This window comes from Klebsiella sp. LTGPAF-6F (assembly GCF_001753185.1).
GTDB lineage: Bacteria > Pseudomonadota > Gammaproteobacteria > Enterobacterales > Enterobacteriaceae > Klebsiella > Klebsiella michiganensis.
On sequence record NZ_CP017450.1, the window covers coordinates 2360657 to 2377898 of the forward strand.

At 62.9% G+C, this 17242-nt stretch carries 16 protein-coding genes and 1 pseudogene; 7 read left to right on the forward strand and 10 right to left on the reverse strand.

Features of this window, described 5'->3' with window-relative positions; translation table 11 throughout:
* Positions 1 to 2: 2 nt before the first annotated feature.
* Complete coding sequence (locus BJF97_RS10995) at positions 3 to 971, reverse strand: PDR/VanB family oxidoreductase (protein ID WP_032693395.1); 969 nt, start codon at positions 969 to 971, stop codon at positions 3 to 5.
* Positions 972 to 984: 13 nt separating this feature from the next.
* A complete protein-coding gene (hpxD, locus tag BJF97_RS11000) occupies positions 985 to 2022 on the reverse strand; it encodes a molybdenum cofactor-independent xanthine hydroxylase subunit HpxD (protein WP_014228754.1) in 1038 nt (345 codons plus the stop codon).
* Between the two features lie 125 nt (positions 2023 to 2147).
* On the opposite strand from hpxD, the gene hpxR reads away from it, so the two are divergent.
* A complete protein-coding gene (hpxR, locus tag BJF97_RS11005; RefSeq protein ID WP_032693396.1) occupies positions 2148 to 3080 on the forward strand; it encodes a LysR family hpxDE operon transcriptional regulator HpxR in 933 nt (310 codons plus the stop codon).
* A gap of 459 nt (positions 3081 to 3539) precedes the next feature.
* On the opposite strand, the gene BJF97_RS34080 is transcribed toward hpxR, so the two are convergent.
* Both BJF97_RS34080 and hpxO read right to left on the reverse strand, forming a co-directional pair.
* Positions 3540 to 3743: a hypothetical protein gene (locus BJF97_RS34080; protein WP_148722756.1), complete on the reverse strand. Its 204-nt coding sequence runs from the start codon at positions 3741 to 3743 to the stop codon at positions 3540 to 3542.
* A 278-nt stretch (positions 3744 to 4021) separates the two neighbouring features.
* Positions 4022 to 5176 carry an FAD-dependent urate hydroxylase HpxO gene (gene hpxO / locus BJF97_RS11010; protein ID WP_032693397.1) on the reverse strand — a complete coding sequence of 385 codons (1155 nt, stop codon included), beginning with the start codon at positions 5174 to 5176 and terminating at the stop codon, positions 4022 to 4024.
* Between the two features lie 346 nt (positions 5177 to 5522).
* Between hpxO and BJF97_RS11015 the strand changes: the two genes are divergently transcribed.
* From BJF97_RS11015 to uraH, 3 genes are read left to right on the forward strand one after another with little or no spacing between them, the layout of a single operon-like run.
* Complete coding sequence (locus tag BJF97_RS11015; protein ID WP_014228757.1) at positions 5523 to 6905, forward strand: nucleobase:cation symporter-2 family protein; 1383 nt, start codon at positions 5523 to 5525, stop codon at positions 6903 to 6905.
* Positions 6883 to 7383 carry a 2-oxo-4-hydroxy-4-carboxy-5-ureidoimidazoline decarboxylase gene (gene uraD / locus BJF97_RS11020; protein WP_032693398.1) on the forward strand — a complete coding sequence of 167 codons (501 nt, stop codon included), beginning with the start codon at positions 6883 to 6885 and terminating at the stop codon, positions 7381 to 7383. The genes BJF97_RS11015 and uraD overlap by 23 nt, the downstream gene beginning before the upstream one ends.
* Positions 7380 to 7706: a hydroxyisourate hydrolase gene (gene uraH, locus BJF97_RS11025; RefSeq protein WP_014228759.1), complete on the forward strand. Its 327-nt coding sequence runs from the start codon at positions 7380 to 7382 to the stop codon at positions 7704 to 7706. Before uraD ends, uraH begins: the two co-directional genes overlap by 4 nt.
* Before the next feature lie 104 nt (positions 7707 to 7810).
* On the opposite strand, the gene guaD is transcribed toward uraH, so the two are convergent.
* Together guaD and BJF97_RS11035 are read right to left on the reverse strand one after the other, a co-directional pair.
* Positions 7811 to 9130 (reverse strand): guanine deaminase, encoded by a 1320-nt coding sequence (gene guaD / locus BJF97_RS11030; RefSeq protein WP_032693409.1) that lies wholly within the window; start codon positions 9128 to 9130, stop codon positions 7811 to 7813.
* 109 nt (positions 9131 to 9239) lie between these two features.
* Positions 9240 to 10727, reverse strand: coding sequence for an NCS1 family nucleobase:cation symporter-1 (locus tag BJF97_RS11035; protein WP_014228761.1), 1488 nt, complete (start codon positions 10725 to 10727; stop codon positions 9240 to 9242).
* Between the two features lie 144 nt (positions 10728 to 10871).
* Between BJF97_RS11035 and BJF97_RS11040 the strand changes: the two genes are divergently transcribed.
* From BJF97_RS11040 to puuE, 3 genes and pseudogenes are all read left to right on the forward strand, one after another.
* Positions 10872 to 11588 (forward strand): GntR family transcriptional regulator, encoded by a 717-nt coding sequence (locus tag BJF97_RS11040; RefSeq protein ID WP_014228762.1) that lies wholly within the window; start codon positions 10872 to 10874, stop codon positions 11586 to 11588.
* Positions 11588 to 12460 (forward strand): annotated as a pseudogene (locus tag BJF97_RS11045) (aspartate/glutamate racemase family protein); the annotation flags it as partial. The gene BJF97_RS11040 and the pseudogene BJF97_RS11045, both read left to right, overlap by 1 nt.
* Complete coding sequence (gene puuE / locus BJF97_RS11050) at positions 12348 to 13280, forward strand: allantoinase PuuE (RefSeq protein ID WP_004849698.1); 933 nt, start codon at positions 12348 to 12350, stop codon at positions 13278 to 13280. The pseudogene BJF97_RS11045 and the gene puuE, both read left to right, overlap by 113 nt.
* Before the next feature lie 237 nt (positions 13281 to 13517).
* On the opposite strand, the gene hpxZ is transcribed toward puuE, so the two are convergent.
* Genes hpxZ through hpxW form a run of 4 tightly spaced genes read right to left on the reverse strand, consistent with a single transcriptional unit; the run spans position 13518 to position 17076 of the window.
* On the reverse strand, positions 13518 to 13904 hold the full coding sequence (gene hpxZ, locus BJF97_RS11055) for an oxalurate catabolism protein HpxZ (RefSeq protein WP_103449094.1): 387 nt from the start codon (positions 13902 to 13904) through the stop codon (positions 13518 to 13520).
* Positions 13901 to 15298 (reverse strand): AtzE family amidohydrolase, encoded by a 1398-nt coding sequence (locus tag BJF97_RS11060; RefSeq protein ID WP_032693399.1) that lies wholly within the window; start codon positions 15296 to 15298, stop codon positions 13901 to 13903. Before BJF97_RS11060 ends, hpxZ begins: the two co-directional genes overlap by 4 nt.
* The gene (hpxX, locus tag BJF97_RS11065) at positions 15295 to 15483 is read right to left on the reverse strand and encodes an oxalurate catabolism protein HpxX (RefSeq protein ID WP_004131209.1); all 189 of its coding nucleotides are present in this window, start codon (positions 15481 to 15483) and stop codon (positions 15295 to 15297) included. Before hpxX ends, BJF97_RS11060 begins: the two co-directional genes overlap by 4 nt.
* A gap of 9 nt (positions 15484 to 15492) precedes the next feature.
* Entirely contained in the window at positions 15493 to 17076 is a 1584-nt protein-coding gene (gene hpxW / locus BJF97_RS11070; protein ID WP_032693400.1) for an oxamate amidohydrolase, read from the reverse strand.
* Between the last annotated feature and the right edge of the window lie 166 nt (positions 17077 to 17242).

The following is a 17242-nucleotide window of genomic DNA, read 5'->3' on the forward strand; positions in this document are numbered from 1 at the left end:
GGCTATAAATCAATGCACAGATTCGCCGACCGGCTGCGGGAGCAGCACAGGGCGATCTGCTGCGCGCCGGCGGATTTCTCCGCCTCCGACTGCACGGTGTCGCGGTGGTCGACAACCCCCTCGATAACCGGCGTCAGGCAGGCGCCGCAAATCCCCATCTCGCAGGAGAGGGGGACGGCGACGCCGTTCTCCTGGAGCACCTGGGCGATGGTCTTATGCGGGGGCACCGGCCACCGCTCTCCCGAGGACGCAAGCGTCACGCTAAACGTTTCTCCCTCCTCAGCGCCGGCGGGCATCGCGACAGGCTGAAAGGCTTCGCTATGGATCAGCGTTTCCGCCCAGCCCTGTTCCATGGCGACCCGGCGCGCGGCGGCCATAAATCCCTCTGGCCCGCAGAGATAAATCGGATATCCGGTATGCGTCTTGTTCAGCGCGGCGGCTAAATGCTGCCGGGCGCTGTCGCCTTCGCAAGAGCTGTGAATCACCACGCTTTCGGCGCGGAATCGCCGCTGCAGTTCGCGGACAAACGCCCCCTGAGCGCGATTTTTCAGGTAATAGTGCAGCGTAAACGGCACGCCCTCCGCCTCCAGCCTTAGCGCCATCGCGTACAGCGGCGTAATGCCGATACCGGCGGCCAGCAGCGTCACCCGCTCCGCCGCCCGTAAGGGAAACAGATTGCGCGGGGGAGAAATCAACAGCGTCTGGCCGGGACGCAGCTGCTGATGGATATAGCGCGAACCGCCGCGTGACGCTTTCTCCAGCGCCACGCAGATCAGGTAGCCGTCGTCTGCGTCCTCCGGGCCGGTCAGCGAATACTGGCGGATAATGCCGCACGGCAGATGAAGGTCAATATGCGCGCCGGGCTGCCAGGCGGGGAGCGGTCGCCCGTCCCGCGCCACCAGCCTGACGGCGAGGTTCTGGCTGCCCTGGCGCCAGAGGCCGTCAACGATAACCTCTACTACATCGCTCATGATGGCTCTCCACTTAAACGAGGAAAAAGTCGCCGAAGCCCATTTTTTTCAGTCCGCGGCGATAGGCGATGGAGCTGCGATCGGCGGGGATATGCGCTTCGAGCGTTAAATCCAGCGGCAGTCTCTCCGGGCGCTGGGTCTCCACCATCAGGCGATCTTCCTCAAAGACGCGCAGGTTAAAGGCGTGAACATCCTCTACCGGCACGTGCAGATCGAAATTACGCGCGATGGGCGCGAACATCCGGGTTATCCGCGAGGAAACCGGCGAGGCGGCGTTCATGATCACCAGCCTGGCCTCACCGGGAAAATGAATCGTCAGGGTGGCGGTAAACGGCAGATGCATCTCGAAATGGCGCAGCCACTGGAAGCCCTCCGGCGCGCGAAACTCGGAGCTGGCGGGATAGTTGCCGACCGAACTCCAGTAATCGGCGATAAAACCAAACGACGTCTCCTGCGGGTTATAGTTCGGCACCACCTGGTTATCCGGGTCGGCGAAAGTATCGGTATGGATCCAGGCGAAATGGGCGACATCCAGAAAGCCCTCTACCTGGCGCCCCGCAAAGCCGTTGACCTCAAAGGCCGGGCAGTTGATTTGCTGAAAGCCGTCGTCGTGCCAGTGCGGCATCACCGGCAGCGGCATCGGGTTCTCCGGGTCGAAGGCCAGGCAGGTCCAGATCAGGCCATAGCGCTCCTCAACCGCAAAGCTGGTGAGGTTGAGCTTCGCCGGTACCGGCTGGTCGGGGCTGGACGGGATACGGTTACAGCGGCCATCTTCGCCGAAGCGCAGGCCGTGGTACGGGCAGACGATCCCTTCTTCATCGTGAAAGCCGAGCGTCAGCGGCACGCCGCGGTGGGGGCAGACGTCGCGAGCGACCACCACCTGGCCCTTAATACGATAGATCACCAGCTGCTCATCAAGCAGGGTGGCTTTTACCGGCGCGGGGCCGATATCGCAGGCGCGGGCGACCGGGTGCCAGCATTTCGCCAGGCGCAGCCAGTCCTCAGGCTCAAAGGTGCAATGGGCGGGTGGGGTGGGCTGTGGTCTGTTCATGGCTTCTCTTCCTGCTCACAAAAACATTTGTTTAATTGTTGTGAGTTTATTGTTGCCATATTAGGGTGTTGACATCCATCAGCAAGAATTCATCCAGCCGTTGCAAAAAAGAGAACAGGTCACCGATGAGCCCATTTTCACGTTTCGCCCTCTATTTTGCCGAGGTCGCCCGCAGCGGTAGCCTGCGGCGGGCGGCAGAAAAGCTGCATATTTCCGCCTCGGCCATCAACCGGCAAATCTTGCAGGCGGAAGAGGCCTTCGGCACGCCGCTGTTCGAACGCCTGCCGGAAGGGCTGCGCATGACCACCGCCGGAGAGCTGCTGTACGACAATCTGCTGCGCTGGCAAAAGGAGTTTCATCTGACGCGGCAAAAGTTTGATGAGCTGCAGGGGCTAAAGCGCGGCACCGTTAGCCTTGGCATGGTGCAGGCGCTGGCGGAAGGGAGCTTTGCCGCCGCGCTGGCGGAGATTATCGGCAGCTGGCAGTGGCTCGAGCTGAATTTGCAGGTCGCGGATAGTCATACCGTCAGCCAGAAGGTGCGGCAGGCGGATCTTGATTTCGGCCTGATTCTGGATCCTGAAGGCCAGGCCGGACTGAGCGTACTGGCCTTTGCTGAACTGGAGATGGGCGCGGTGATGCGTCCGGATCACCCCCAGGCGCAGGCTGCGATGCTGTCGCTAGGCGAGCTCAGCGAGGAGCGGCATATTGTTCCCGGCGCGCCGCTGATCGTCCACGATCGGGTCGCGATGCTCTATCGCCATTATGATTTTTTCCCGGCGAACAGTATCAGCTGCAACGATATCCGGCTGATTAAATCGCTGGTGCTTAAAGGCGGCGGCGTGACTATTCTCAGCCGTCTGGACGTGCTGGAAGAGGTGAAGCTCGGGCAGCTGGTGTTTGTCCCGCTGCGCAACAAGCTGCTGCGCCCGCTCACCCTGGCCCTGTGCACCGCACCATCGCGCCAGCTCTCCCGCCCGGCGCAGATGGCGATCCAGAAGCTGACCGCCGTGATGGAGGAGATGCAGGCCGGGACAGCGGCTTCCCCCCCGTCTGCGTAATATGCCCGGCCTGAAATACTCTGCGGCCTGCTTACCCGGTGGCGCTGCGCTGACCGGGCTACAGGTTCCCCGGCATCTGCGATCCGGTAGCCCGGACAGGCGCGCAGCGCCGCCTCCGGGACGGTGTCGGGGTGATGCATCGGCGTGGCTTCTTCCCGGCTCGCGCTGCGCTTAGCCGGGCTACGAGCTGACCGGGGCTACGGGTTTCCCGGCGTCTGCGATCTGGTAGCCCGGCTAAGGCGTTTACGCCGCGAGCCGGGAACAGGCCCGGCCTGAAATATTCTGCGGCCTGCTTACCCGGTGGCGCTGCGCTGACCGGGCTACAGGTTCCCCGGCATCTGCGATCCGGTAGCCCGGACAGGCGCGCAGCGCCGCCTCCGGGACGGTGTCGGGGTGATGCATCGGCGTGGCTTCTTCCCGGCTCGCGCTGCGCTTAGCCGGGCTACGAGCTGACCGGGGCTACGGGTTTCCCGGCGTCTGCGATCCGGTAGCCCGGCTAAGGCGTTTACGCCGCGAGCCGGGAACAGACCCGGCCTGAAATACTCTGCGGCCTGCTTCCCGGTGGCGCTGCGCTGACCGGGCTACGGGTTCCTCTGCGTCTGCGATCCGGTAGCCCGGACAGGCGCGCAGCGCCGCCTCCGGGACGGTGTCGGGGTGATGCATCGGCGTGGCTTCTTCCCGGCTCGCGCTGCGCTTAGCCGGGCTACGAGCTGACCGGGCTACGGGTTCCCCGTGTCTGCGATCCGGTAGCCCGGACAGGCGCGCAGCGCCGCCTCCGGGATGGTGTCGGGGTGATGCATCGGCGTGGCTTCTTCCCGGCTCGCGCCGCGCTTAGCCGGGCTACGAGCTGACCGGGCTACGGGCTCCCCGGCGTCTGCGATCCGGTAGCCCGGCTAAGGCGTTTACGCCGCGAGCCGGGAAGGGGGCTGATGCCAGCATCTTTACCCCAGCGGGCCGCCCTGAATGGTTTCGCACAGACCGTTGATAATCCGCTCCCCGGTTTCGGATTTCAGCTCCTGATACCAGGCTTCCGTCAGCGCCATATCTTTGCCATGGGTCACATCGCAGCGCTTACGCGCCTTCAGCACCAGGTCGCGCACCCGGTCGCAGCGCTGCGCTTCGTACTGGCGCAATACCTCGGTGATATCCCGGCTCTGGCGGAACAGATCCCCCAGCACCACCGCATCCTCCAGCGCCGCGCAGCCGCCCTGGCCGATATCCGGCGTGGTGCTGTGCCCGGCATCGCCCAGCAGCGCCACCTTGCCGCGAACCAGCCGTTCAAACGGCTCGATATCATGGATTTCAATGCGGTTGGTGGTCTGCGGGTCGAGGGCGGCGATCAGCTTCTGCACCTGCGGCGACCAGCCGCTGAAGTAGCGGCTGAGATCCGCGCGCAGGGTGCTGCGATCCTCGGCCAGCCCCGCCGGGAGCGGAACATCAAAGAAAAAGTAAAACCGTCCATCGGAGACCGGCATCAGCGACACCCGTTTCCCCTCGCCAACGAAGGTGGTCCACTGGTTGCCCGGCGCAATCGCCTCATCAATTTCCACCAGACCGTTCCAGTTAACGTAGCCCGCGTAGCGGCGCTCAGGGGGATAGCCGAGCACGTACGGGCGCAGCGCCGAATGACTACCGTCGGCGGCAATCAGAAAATCGCCTTCAGCCATCGACCCGTCGGTAAACCAGACGCGAACCCCGTCGGCATTTTCTTCGCAGCGGGTGACGCGTTTACCAAACTGCACGGCGTCGCGCCCCCAGAAGTCGAGCATCTCGCGCTGCAGCTCGGCGCGGGAAACCGGACAGGGACGGCCGCCGGTGCGCGCCACCAGCGGCGCGAGGCTGAACTGCGTCAGAGTCTCCCCGCGCAGATAATCCTTGTAAGCCAGAAAATACATGGGGCCGCCGTAACTCTCGATAATATCCCCCATGCCTAAATGCTTCATGCACTTAACGCCGTTAGGCCAGATGGAGATGGCCGCGCCCACCGGCTTGATTTCTTTCACCGCTTCAAAGACTTCGCAGTGGATACCGGCATTTTTTAATGCCACCGCCGCGCTCAGGCCGCCGATTCCGCCGCCGATAACTAATGCTTTCATTTGCTTCTCCTTTACATACGTCGTTATTGGCTTGAGCAATTTGCGTACCACTTTGGCGCAGGCGCTGATTTCGCCGATTCGGGCTCCCCGCGACCGTGCGGTTGCACAACGCTGGTGCGCAGAGCGGGTTTTATTGCCTTTTTATGAATCAATAATTTCTAAATTTGCAATGGAGAATCTAATGTTTCATTGTCGCGCCGAGGTCAGACGCCAGAGGGCTGGCAAAAACGATGGGTTATCTGCTTGAAAAAACGGAATAAAATTAAATGTTGCGCAAATGTGAGCGAGTTTGGCCTGTTTTGTGCACCCGTTCCCGCACGCTTATTCGCAACGGGATGAAACGACCATGTCAGATGAAAAAAACGGCGGCTTACTGTACGGTCTTGAGCAGCGGATCCCGCCGCTCCCGGCTTTTTTTAGCGCCTTACAGCACGTACTCGCCGGGCTGGTAGGCATTATTACGCCGCCGCTGATTATCGGCGCGGCGCTGGGGCTGGGGGAGTGGCTGCCCTATTTGATCAGCATGTCCCTGCTGGCTTCCGGCATCGGGACCTTCCTGCAATCCAACCGCCTGTGGGGGATCGGCGCGGGCATGATCTGTATGCAGGGGACCAGCTTTGCGTTCCTCGGCGTCGCCATTGCCGGCGGTATGTGGGTAAAAGGGCAGGGCGGCACGCCGCAGGATATTATGGCCATGCTGTTTGGCGTCAACGTTGTCGCCGCGCTGGTGCCCTGTCTCGTCAGCCGCTTTATTGAACCGCTGAAGCGCATTTTTACTCCAGTGATTACCGGCAGCGTGATTGCGCTGATCGGCATTAGCCTGATTAAAGTCAGCGTCATTAACTGGTGCGGCGGCGAGCAGGCTAAAGCGTTTGCCAGCATGAGCAATATCGCCCTCGGCGCGGGCACGCTGGGGACCATCGTCCTGCTGAGCTGTGCGAAAAACCGCTGGCTGCGTCTCTCTTCGGTGGTGGTGGGGATTGCCGTCGGCTGCGCGGCGGCGGCGCTGAGCGGATCGTTCCAGCTTAAAGGCGTCGGCGATGTCTGGTTCCGCTTACCGCAGCTGTTCCCGTTTGGTTTTCAGTTTAACAGCGCGATTTTTCTGCCGATTGCGCTGGTGTCTCTGGTCTGCATTCTTGAGGCGGTGGGGGATCTGACGGCCAATTGCCTGATCTCTCAGCAGTCGATAGATGACGAGGCCTTTCGTTCGCGGCTGAAAGGCGGCATTCTTGCCGATGGCATAAGCTGCATGGTGGCGGCGATGCTGTGCGCGTTCCCCAATACCACCTTTGCGCAAAACAACGGCGTGATTCAGATGACCGGCGTCGCCAGCCGCTACGTTGGCCGCTACATCGGGGTGATTTTGATTCTGCTGGGCCTGTTTCCGCCGTTCGGCGAGATACTGCGCCAGATCCCGGCGCCGGTGCTGGGCGGCGCGACGATGGTGATGTTTGGCTGCGTTGTGGCGGCGGGGATCCGCATTATCACCCAGAAACCGCTGACCCGCCGCGATATGCTGATCGTTGGCCTGGCCTTCGGTTTTGGTCTCGGCATTGAAGCGGTTCCGGCGTTTCTGACCCACTTCCCGCCGATCGTGGGTAACCTGTTCGGTTCCGCGGCGACCAGCGGCGGGCTGGTGGCGATTGTCCTGAATCTGATTATTCCGGAAGAGAAACCGGCCGCGGCGGCGGCCACAAGGAGCACCGATGATCGCGCTGAATCACTTTAATCAGCTGAGCGGCGAACATGCCGTCGCCGTGCTGGAACCCTGCGTGGCCGTCTCCGGCTGGGCGGCGGCGCTGGCCGCCGGCCGGCCCTGGCGCAGCCGCGCTGATTTACTCAGCGCCGCCCGGCGGCTGATGGCGGCGTGGGGCGAAGCGGAGCTGACCGAGGCGCTAAGCGCCCATCCGCGTATCGGCGAAAAGCCCGCCGGGTCTCAGGCGCACGCGGCGCTCTCGCGTCATGAACAGGGAAGCGTTGATGACCGCGATGCTGCGCTGGCGCAGGCGCTGAAAGAGGGCAACGCCCGCTACGAAGCGCGATTTGGCCGGGTCTTTTTGATTCGCGCGAAAGGGCGCAGCGGGGATGAAATCCTGGCGGCGCTGTCGCGTCGCCTGCAAAACAGCGAGCGCGCAGAAGTCGAGGACGCGTTAGCGCAGCTGCGCGAAATCACCCTATTAAGACTGGAAGGAGCGATTGGCGAATGAGTACCTTAAGCACCCATATTCTGGATATTTCCACCGGCCGACCGGCGCAGGGCGTAAAGATTGCGCTGGAGCGCGAAGGCGCGCTGGTTGCCCGCGGCGTCACCGATGATAACGGTCGCATTGGCGAACTCGGCGCCGGGACGCTGGCGCCGGGGCGTTACCGGTTGTGCGCGGAAATCGGCGAGTGGTTTGCCGCCAGCGGGCGCGAGACGCTCTACCTGAGCGCGCAGATTGATTTCGTCATCCGCGAAGCGGCTGGCGAGCACTATCATTTACCGTTTTTAATTTCCCCCGGCGGCTGGTCTACCTATCGCGGCAGCTAAATTTCCCCGGAGGCGGCGCTGCGCGCCTGTCCGGGCTATGAGTTCGGCGCTGTCTGTGGTCTGGTAGCCCGGACAGGCACAACGTGCCGCCTCCGGGAAAGGGACTACTGCGCAGCCGCATCCCCCCACACGCGCTCGCCGTTTACCCACGTCTCGCTGATATTACGTTCATCGCCCAGGGTCATCAGCACGAACAGCTGTTCATAGATATCTTTGCAGCGCCCGCTGCGTAACCTTTGCAGCGGCGTGACCGCCGGGTCGATAACCACGAAATCGGCCTCTTTGCCGGGCTGGAAATTGCCAATCTTCTCGTCAAGGCGCAGCGCGCGCGCGCCGCCAAGGGTCGCATGGTAGAAGGCTTCGCTGGCGCGCAGGCGATAGCTTTGCAGCTGGCTGACCTTATACGCCTCGCCGAGGGTGCGCAGCATACTGAACGTGGTGCCCGCGCCAACATCGCTACCGATGCCCATGCGCACTTTGTTCTGCCAGCAGGCCGGTAAACGAAACAGCCCGCTGCCGAGAAACAGGTTTGACGTCGGGCAGAAGGCCAGCGCTGAACCGGTCTCGTGCAGGCACTGCCACTCGGCGTCCGCCAGGTGAATGCCGTGGGCAAACACGCTGCGCTCGCCGGTCAGCCGATAGTGATGGTAGACGTCAAGATAGTGCTCATGCTCCGGCCACAGGCTTTTTACCCAGGCCACTTCGTTGAGGTTTTCGCTCAAATGGGTATGCAGCCAGGTATCGGGAAACTCTTCCCGCAGCTGCCGCACCGCGGCCAGCAGCTCCGGCGTTGAGGTCGGCGCGAAGCGCGGCGTAATGGCATAGCCGAGGCGGCCGCGCCGGTGCCAGCGTTCAATCAGTTCGCGAGTTTGCCGGTAGCTCTGCTCCGCGCTTTCGCTCAGGTAGTCCGGCGCGTGGCGATCCATCATCACTTTGCCGGCGAGCAGGCGCATATTCAGGCGCAGCGCTTCGTTAAACAGGGCATCCACCGATTGCGGATGCAGCGTACAAAAAACCAGTGCGGTGGTGGTGCCGTGGCTCAGCAGCTGGTTGACAAAAAACTGCGCGATCTCCGCGGCGTAGTCGGCATCGGCAAACTGGCTCTCCACGGGAAAGGTATAAGTGGTGAGCCACTCCAGCAGCTGCTCGCCAAATGCGCCGATCATCTCGGTTTGCGGATAGTGGACGTGGGCATCGACAAACCCCGGCAGTAGTAGCTTACCGCGCAGGTCGCGATAGCCCTTCTGCGGGTGCAGAAAGCGTTCGCCCTCCTGCCACGGCAGCAGCGCCTGAATGCGTCCGTCGCGAAGAAACAGCACGCCATCCTCGAGATAGCGCGCCTGGCGGGCGATATCGTCGGCGCTCTCGGCAACCCCGGCGATATCGAAAAATGCGCCGCGAACTGCGGCATGGTAGTCCATCATCATAGCTGCCCTGTGGGTTAGCGAAAGGATAGGTTGATTGAGCAAGATTAATGCCAGTTTGCGCAGGCGGAGAGCCGCCGCGACGTGACGCCGCGGCGGGAAGGCCGGGTTACTCTTTCTGGGCGAGGGCGCTGAAGCCGGCGGTTGCGCCGACGCGCTCGTCGCGGGCGATCCAGCGGTAGGCCGCGCCGCTCAGGAAGACGCCGATAAACCAGCTAAAGTTAGCCACTTCGTGCAGGGCCGGAATAAAGCTGATGACCAGACCAATCGCGACGGAGGGCACCAGGGCGGCGATCGCTTTCGGGTTAAAGCCGTTGCGGTACCAGTACTGGCCTTTTGGCGTGTCGTCGAACAGATCGTTAACGGAAACCTTGCCGCGTTTAATGATGTAAAAGTCCACGATCAGGATACCGAACAGCGGGCCGATAAACGCCCCCAGCACGTCGAGGGTGTAGTGGATCAGCTCCGGCGAGTTAAACAGGTTCCACGGCGTCAGCAAAATCGATCCCACGGCGGCAATCATCCCGCCGGTGCGGAAGCTGATTTTCTGCGGCGAGCAGTTAGAGAAATCGAACGCCGGGGAGACAAAGTTGGCCACGATATTAATCCCGATGGTGGCGGTGATCATGGTCAGCAGGCCAATGGCGACCGCCAGGTCGTTACCCACGCGGCTCACGGTCTCAATCGGGTCGGTGATCATGCGGCCAAACAGCGACTGCGTGCCGGAGACAATCACCACGGTCACGATGGAGAACAGCAGGAAGTTAAACGGCAGGCCCCAGCGGTTGCCGCGGCGGATCTCGCCCATGCTTTTGCCGTAGCGCGAGAAATCGCCAAAGTTGAGCAGCGGGCCGGAGAAGTAGGAGACCACCAGCGCGGTGGCGGTGATCATCTGCCAGGTCTGCTCCCCGGCGCTCAGCGATTTGCTGGCGAGGGTAAAGGAGATCCCGTCAAAACCGGTTTTGTATACAATCCATCCCGCCAGCGCCAGCATTACCACGTAGACCGCCGGGCCGGCGATATCGATAAAGCGCTTGATGGCGTTCATCCCGTGCCAGAACACCATCGCCTGCAGCAGCCACATGGTGGCGAAGCAGAGCCAGCCCAGATGCGACAGGCCAAGGAAGCTGGAAGCGGTGAGCGTCGACAGCGAGGGCCAGAACTTCAGCAGCACCAGCATCAGCGCGTTGGCGGCGAGATAGGTCTGAATGCCGTACCACGCGAAGGCGATAAGCCCGCGGATCACCGCCGGAATATTGGCCCCAAAGACGCCAAACGCCTGACGGCAAATGACCGCGTAGGGCACCCCCGCCATCTGGCTGGGCTTCGCCACCAGGTTAGCGCACAGCTGAACGATGCAAATCCCCACCAGCAGGCACAGCAGCACCTGCCAGCTCGCAAGACCAAGGGTAAAGAAGCTCGCCGCCACCACGTAGCCTCCCATGCTGTGCACGTCCGACATCCAGAAAGAAAAGATGTTGTACCAGCTCCAGTTCTGGTCGCGCGTCGGCGCCAGATCCTCATTGCAAAGCCGTGGGCTGTATCCAGCGTGGGGATCAGCGGCCTTAACCTGATGCGTATTTTGTTGATTTGGCATGAAACCTGCTCCTGTAAATGAACACCCGTTTAAATGGATTGCCGAGGCTGTTGCAGGAATCAGGCCAAAACAGTTAATTTTGTATGCAAGAATTAAATTTTATGTATACGATTCGATATCAAAAAGTGAAAGTCGGAGTGGTTAATGAGCAACCAACATCGTCTGCAGGCCGCGCCAGAACTGCAGGATAAAGACGAATCCATCTATCAGGCGCTGATGACCGCGATCGTCGAGCATCAGCTGCCGCCGGGGAGCAAACTGCCGGAGGAGGCGCTGGCGGAGGTGTTTGGCGTAAGCCGCACCGGGATCAGAAAAGTGCTGCAACGACTCGCGACTGTGCAAATGGTCGCCCTGACGCCCAAACGTGGTGCACAGGTCGCCAGCCCAACGGTCGAAGAGGCGCAGGCGATCTTTCGTACCCGCGCGCTGCTGGAGGTGGCCAACCTGCCGGATGTGCTGACCCGCTGCCAGCCGCCGCACCTGGCGGCGCTGGAGGCCATTATCCGTCAGGAGCAACAGGCGCATGAACGCTATGACGGCCCGGCGGCGATCCGCTATTCGGCCGAGTTTCATATCCAGCTGCAGGCGATCTCCGGCAATCAGGTGCTCACCGAGATGGTGACCCGCCTGAGCCAGCGTTCATCCTTGGTTATCGCGGCGTGGGGATCGCCGTGGCGTCAGGGCTGCCGCTGCGACGATCACGAACAGCTTGTCCAGCTGCTGCGCGACAAGGCGCTCCAGCCCCTGAGCGACGCCTTAAGCCACCATTTTGAACATATTGTCGCCAGCCTCTGTTTTGAGCGCTCTGGCGTGACCCTGCCCGATTTTGCCCGGCTGTTTGCCGGCTATAAGGAGCCGTAATGGCCGCTGTTTGTATACAAGTCATCAACCCTAACACCAGCCTGGCTATGACGGAAACCATCGGTGCCGCCGCGCGGGCGGCTGCCGCGCCGGGAACCGAGATTCTGGCGGTCTGCCCCCGTGAGGGCGTGCCGTCGATAGAGGGCCACTTTGATGAAGCCATCGCCGCCGTGGGCGTGCTGGAGCAGATCAAAGCCGGTCGTCAACAGGGGGTAGACGGGCACGTGATCGCCTGTTTTGGCGACCCCGGGCTGCTGGCGGCGCGCGAGCTGGCGCAGGGGCCGGTGGTGGGGATTGCCGAAGCGGCGATGCATATGGCGACGCTGGTGGCCACCCGTTTTTCCATCGTGACCACGCTGCCGCGCACCCTGATCATCGCCCGTCATCTGCTGCACCAGTATGGTTTTCATGACCACTGCGCCGCCCTGCACGCCATTGATTTACCGGTGCTGGCGCTGGAGGACGGCAGCGGTCTGGCGCAGGAGAAAGTACGAGCGCGCTGTATCCAGGCGCTAAAAGAGGACGGCTGCGGGGCTATCGTGCTGGGCTGCGGCGGGATGGCGACGCTGGCCCAGGAGCTGACCCGCGAGCTGCGCGTGCCGGTGATCGATGGCGTCAGCGCGGCGGTCAAAATGGTTGAGTCGCTGGTGGCGTTAGGCCTGTCGACCAGCAAGCAGGGCGATTTAGGGTTTCCGGAAGCCAAGGCGTTGAGCGGCAAATTTCAGGCATTAAATCCCTTTTAATATGAAGAGGTAGCAGATGGCATTTTTGGCAGACGATTACCCGCGCGACCTGCGCGGCTACGGCGGACAGCCGCCGCACGCGCGGTGGCCGAACAATGCGCGCATCGCCGTGCAGTTTGTTCTGAACTACGAAGAGGGCTCGGAAAACCACGTGCTGCACGGCGATGCCGGTTCTGAGCAGTTTCTGTCCGATATTATCGGCGCCGCCAGCTATCCTGACCGGCATATGTCGATGGATTCGCTGTATGAGTACGGCAGCCGCGCTGGTTTCTGGCGCATCCATAATGAGTTCAGCCAGCGGGGACTGCCGCTGACCGTGTTTGGCGTCGCCATGGCGCTGGCGCGTCATCCCGAGGTGGTCGAGGCGATTAAGTCGGCGAACTATGACGTGGTCAGCCACGGCTGGCGCTGGATCCACTACCAGAATATGCCTATCGAGCAGGAGCGGGAGCATCTTCATAAAGCCGTGCAGGTGTTAACCGATCTGTTTGGCAAACCGCCCACCGGCTGGTATACCGGGCGCGATAGTCCCCATACCCGCCAGTTGGTGGTGGAGCACGGCGGTTTTGATTACGACAGCGACTATTATGGCGACGATCTGCCGTTCTGGAGCGAGGTGGCCTGCGGCGACGGGACGCGTAAGCCGCACCTGATCGTACCTTATACCCTCGACGCCAACGATATGCGCTTTGCCACCGCCCAGGGGTTCAATACCGCCGAGCAGTTTTACACCTATTTGAAAGACAGCTTCGATGTGCTGTACGCCGAGGGGGCCAGCGCGCCGAAGATGATGTCCATCGGGATGCACTGCCGCCTGCTGGGGCGCCCGGGCCGCTTCCGCGCGCTGCAGCGTTTCCTTGATTATGTGCAGCAGCACGACCAGGTTTGGGTCTGCACTCGTCAGCAGATTGCCGACCACTGGCGCGACGTTCATCCGTTCCGGGGGTAAAGGCGTTCCCCGGGTCACGCCGCAAGCGGCTTACCCGGGCTACAGCTCTGCAAACGGCCGCAATCCGGTAGCCCGGACAGATGCGCAGCATCGCCTCCGGGAAATGACGCCATCCTGCGCTATGTCCCCGGGGGCGGCGCCGGGCGCCTGCCCGGGCTACGGGTTCATCACCCTCTGCGGATCCGTAGCCCGGGTAAGCGCAGCGCAACCCGGGGGATACCGGGAAAGGCGCGGGGCTTAACTCATCAAACTCACCTGGGCGGCGACGATGCGCCAGCCGCAGGGGAAGCGCACCCAGGTTTGCTGCTGTCGGCCAATGCGTTCGCTGCCTTCGCGGGTGAATTCGGTGCTGCACACCGCGTAATCCTCGCCGAAGGTGGTGATGGTGGTGTGCCGCAGCGCGCGCTGCAGGCTGGCGGCCGGGCGGGCGGCGCGAAAGGCGCGGATTTCGTCGATACCGTAGAGATTTTCCCCGGCCCCCAGCCGCACCGTGCGCTTATCGTGCCAGAACAGCTCATCCAGTACCGCGATATCGTTGCTCACCAGCGCTTCCTCATAGCGGTAAAACGCCGCCGTCACCTCGGCGAGAACCAACGGGCGATTAATCTGCTCTTGCGTCATCATGCTGCTATCTCCACCGGGCGGGCGTCGGTAATGCCCATCTCCTCCAGTGCCCGCGCCGCGCGCAGACAGGCTTGTTCATTAAAAGGCGCGGCAATCAGCTGCAGGCCAATCGGCTGACCGTTCGCCGTACGCAGCGGCACGGTGACCACCGGCAGGCCAAGGAAGGAGATGGGCTGGGTCAGCATCCCCATGCTGGCGCGAATCGGCAGCGGCTGGCCGTTAATCTCCATGGTCTGCGCGCCGATGAGCGTCGCGCTGCACGGCGTGGCCGGGGCGATCAGCACATCCGCATGGGCGAACAGGGCTTTAAACGCCTGCTGCGCGTGGCGGCGGAAGCGCTGGGCCTGAAGATACCAGGCCGACGGGATCATCGCGCCCGCCAGCAGGCGCTCGCGGGAGTTCGGCTCAAAACGTTCGGGCTGGCTACGCAGCGCGGGCAGGTACTGATTTCCGCCCTCGGCGGCGCTGATAATAAACGCCGCCGAGCGGGCCAGCTCCCCCTCCGGGAAAATCACAGCCTCATGCGCCGCCAGCGCCCCGGCGACGCGAGCGACGGCCGCACGGGCGTCGTTATCGCACCATGTCGTAAAATAACCGCCGAGGGTGGCGCAGCGCAGGCCTTCGAGACCGCGTGACAGCAGATTCGCCGTGCGCTCGCTGGCCTTGTCGGCCTGAAAACCATCGCCCGGATCGCGACCCTGCAGCGCATCGTAGACCGCCGAAAGGTCGCTGACGCAGCGGGCAAACGGACCGATATGGTCGAGGCTGGCGACGAAAGGATGGCTGCCGGAGCGCGATAACCGGCCAAAGGTCGGCTTGAGGCCGAAGATCCCGCACAGCGAGGCCGGGACGCGAATGGAGCCGTTGGTATCGCTGCCCAGCGAGAAATTCACCAGCCCGGCGGCCACCGCCGCCGCCGACCCGCCCGAGGAGCCGCCTGCGATCCGCGAAAGATCGTGCGGGTTACGCGTCGCCCCGTAGTGGCTGTTCTCGGTGGTAAAACCGTAGGCGTAGGCATCCATATTCAGCATCCCGGAGAGCAGCGCGCCCGCGCTATGTAGCTGGCGCACCGCCCAGCTGTCGGCGGCGGCGGCGGGGCGATCGCTCAGCAGCTGCGCCCCGGCAAGGGTGGTATGGCCGGCGACATCGAACAGATTTTTCACCGCGTAGGGAACGCCTGCCAGCGCGGGCAGGGGCTTTTTTTCCCGCCGCAGGGTATCGATATTCTCTGCCTCGGCGAGCATGCGCTTTTCGCTGACGTGGGTCCAGGCGTTGATCTGCGGGTTAACGCGGGCGATGTTCTCCAGGGTGTGGCGGGCGATCTCTTTGGCGCTGAGCTCGCCGGCGGCCAGCGCGCGCTGGATTTCGTGAATCGTCATTTCAGGTAGCTTCATGCTTTATAGACTCCGGCGATTTCGACGCGATCGTCGAGGGGAAAGGCCAGCAGCGGCCCGGCCATGGCGGCGATGCGGCTAAACTGCACCCTGAGCTCTGCGCGCCGCGCATCGTCCAGCTCCAGCGCCAGCAGCTGTTCCATTTGTGTGAGGTAAGCGTCCCATTCGTTGTGCGGTGTGTTCATCATCAGCTCCTAATAGCCGGCGGCGGAGCCGTTGCTGCGCGGATCGCTGGCCCCCTCAAACAGGCCGTTGGGATGGCGAACAATCGCCCCGGCGTGGCCCATGGCTTCGCTAAAATCGGCCAGCACGTCAACGTCGTGCCCCAGCTGACGCAGGCGGGCAACGCTTTCGGCGCTGAAGCGGCCCTCCAGCTTGAGCGAGTCGGAAGTCTGCCCCCAGGTGCGCCCCAGCAGCCAGCGCGGCCGGGTGATGCTCTCCTGTAGCGGCACGTTTTGCATCACGTAGCGGGTGAAAATAGCGGCCTGGGTTTGCGGCTGGCCGTCGCCACCCATGGAGCCGTATACCATCACCCGGCCATCGTTCAGCCTTGCGGCGGCGGGGTTGAGGGTGTGAAACGGCTGCTTGCCGGGCGCCAGCGCCAGCAGGTGGCGCGGGTCGAGGCTGAACGATGCTCCGCGGTTCTGCCAGACAATGCCGCTTTCCGGCAGCACCACGCCGCTGCCGAACTCGTGGTACAGGCTTTGGATAAAGGAGACCGCCAGCCCGCTTTTATCGATAACCCCCATCCACACGGTGTCGCCCGGGCCTTTGCCCGCGCCCCACGGGGCCGCCCGCTGGTCGTCGATATTCTCCGCCAGCGGCTGCAGCGCCGCCGGCGTCAGCAGGCTCTGGATATCGACATCAAGGTGGCGAGGATCGGTGATATGCGCGTCGCGCAGGCCGAAGGCCAGCTTGGTCGCCTCCACAATTCGGTGGACGGTCATCGCATCGTCGGCATCGGCCATCGCCAGCCTGTCGGTGATGCCGAGGATCGCCAGCGAAACCAGCCCCTGGGTCGGCGGCGCGAGGTTCCACAGTTCGCCGTGCCGGTGCGCCAGCCTGAGCGGCTGGGGGCGGCGAGCGCGATGCTGCTGTAGGTCGCTCAGGGTGACGGGCAGTCCGTACTTTTCCATACCGCGGGCCAGCTGCTCCGCCAGCGGCCCGCGATAGAAGCTGTCTAAACCGTCTTCGGTTAATCGGCGCAGAGTGTTCGCCAGCGCCGGCTGCAAAAAGCGGCTCCCGGCCTTCGGCGGCTGGCCGTCCACCAGAAAGGTTTCGGCGAAGCCGGGCTGGTCGCGCAGTTCGCTGAATTTATCGGCGGTCGCGCTGGCCTGCGAGGCGGTCACCGGGATACCGCCGGCGGCGTAGCCGATGGCATCTTCCAGCAGACGCGTCAGCGGCAGCGATTTCCCGGTTAACTCCCGCGACACCTTAAGCGCTTCGTCCCAGCCGCTGACGGTGCCCGCCACGGTCAGGGCCGCCTGCGGTCCGCGGTGGGGGATCTGCGCGAGGCCGGCGTAGGCCTGCGGCGTCGCCAGCGACCCCGCCGCGCCGCTGGCGTCAATGGCGATGGGATCGCCCTCGGGGGGCACGATAAGCCAGAAGCCATCGCCGCCGAGGCCGTTCATATGCGGGTAAACCACGGCGATGGCCGCAGCGGCGGCGACCATCGCTTCTATAGCGCTTCCGCCTTCGCGCAGAACCGCCAGCGCGCTCTGGCTGGCCAGATGATGGGGCGCAACCGCCATCCCGCGGGCGGCAACATGACTTTGCATGGGGTGTCCTCAATTAAGCGAAATGTCCGCAGAGGGTTGCAAAAGCTGTTCCATGTCTGAACGTAAAGTTTCAATCGCTGCCGACGATGCGCGTTTTTTGCCGAACTGGCATGCATTATGAAAGGCGTTAGCGGTATAGTGCGGTGAAACGAAAGTTACAGAGGTC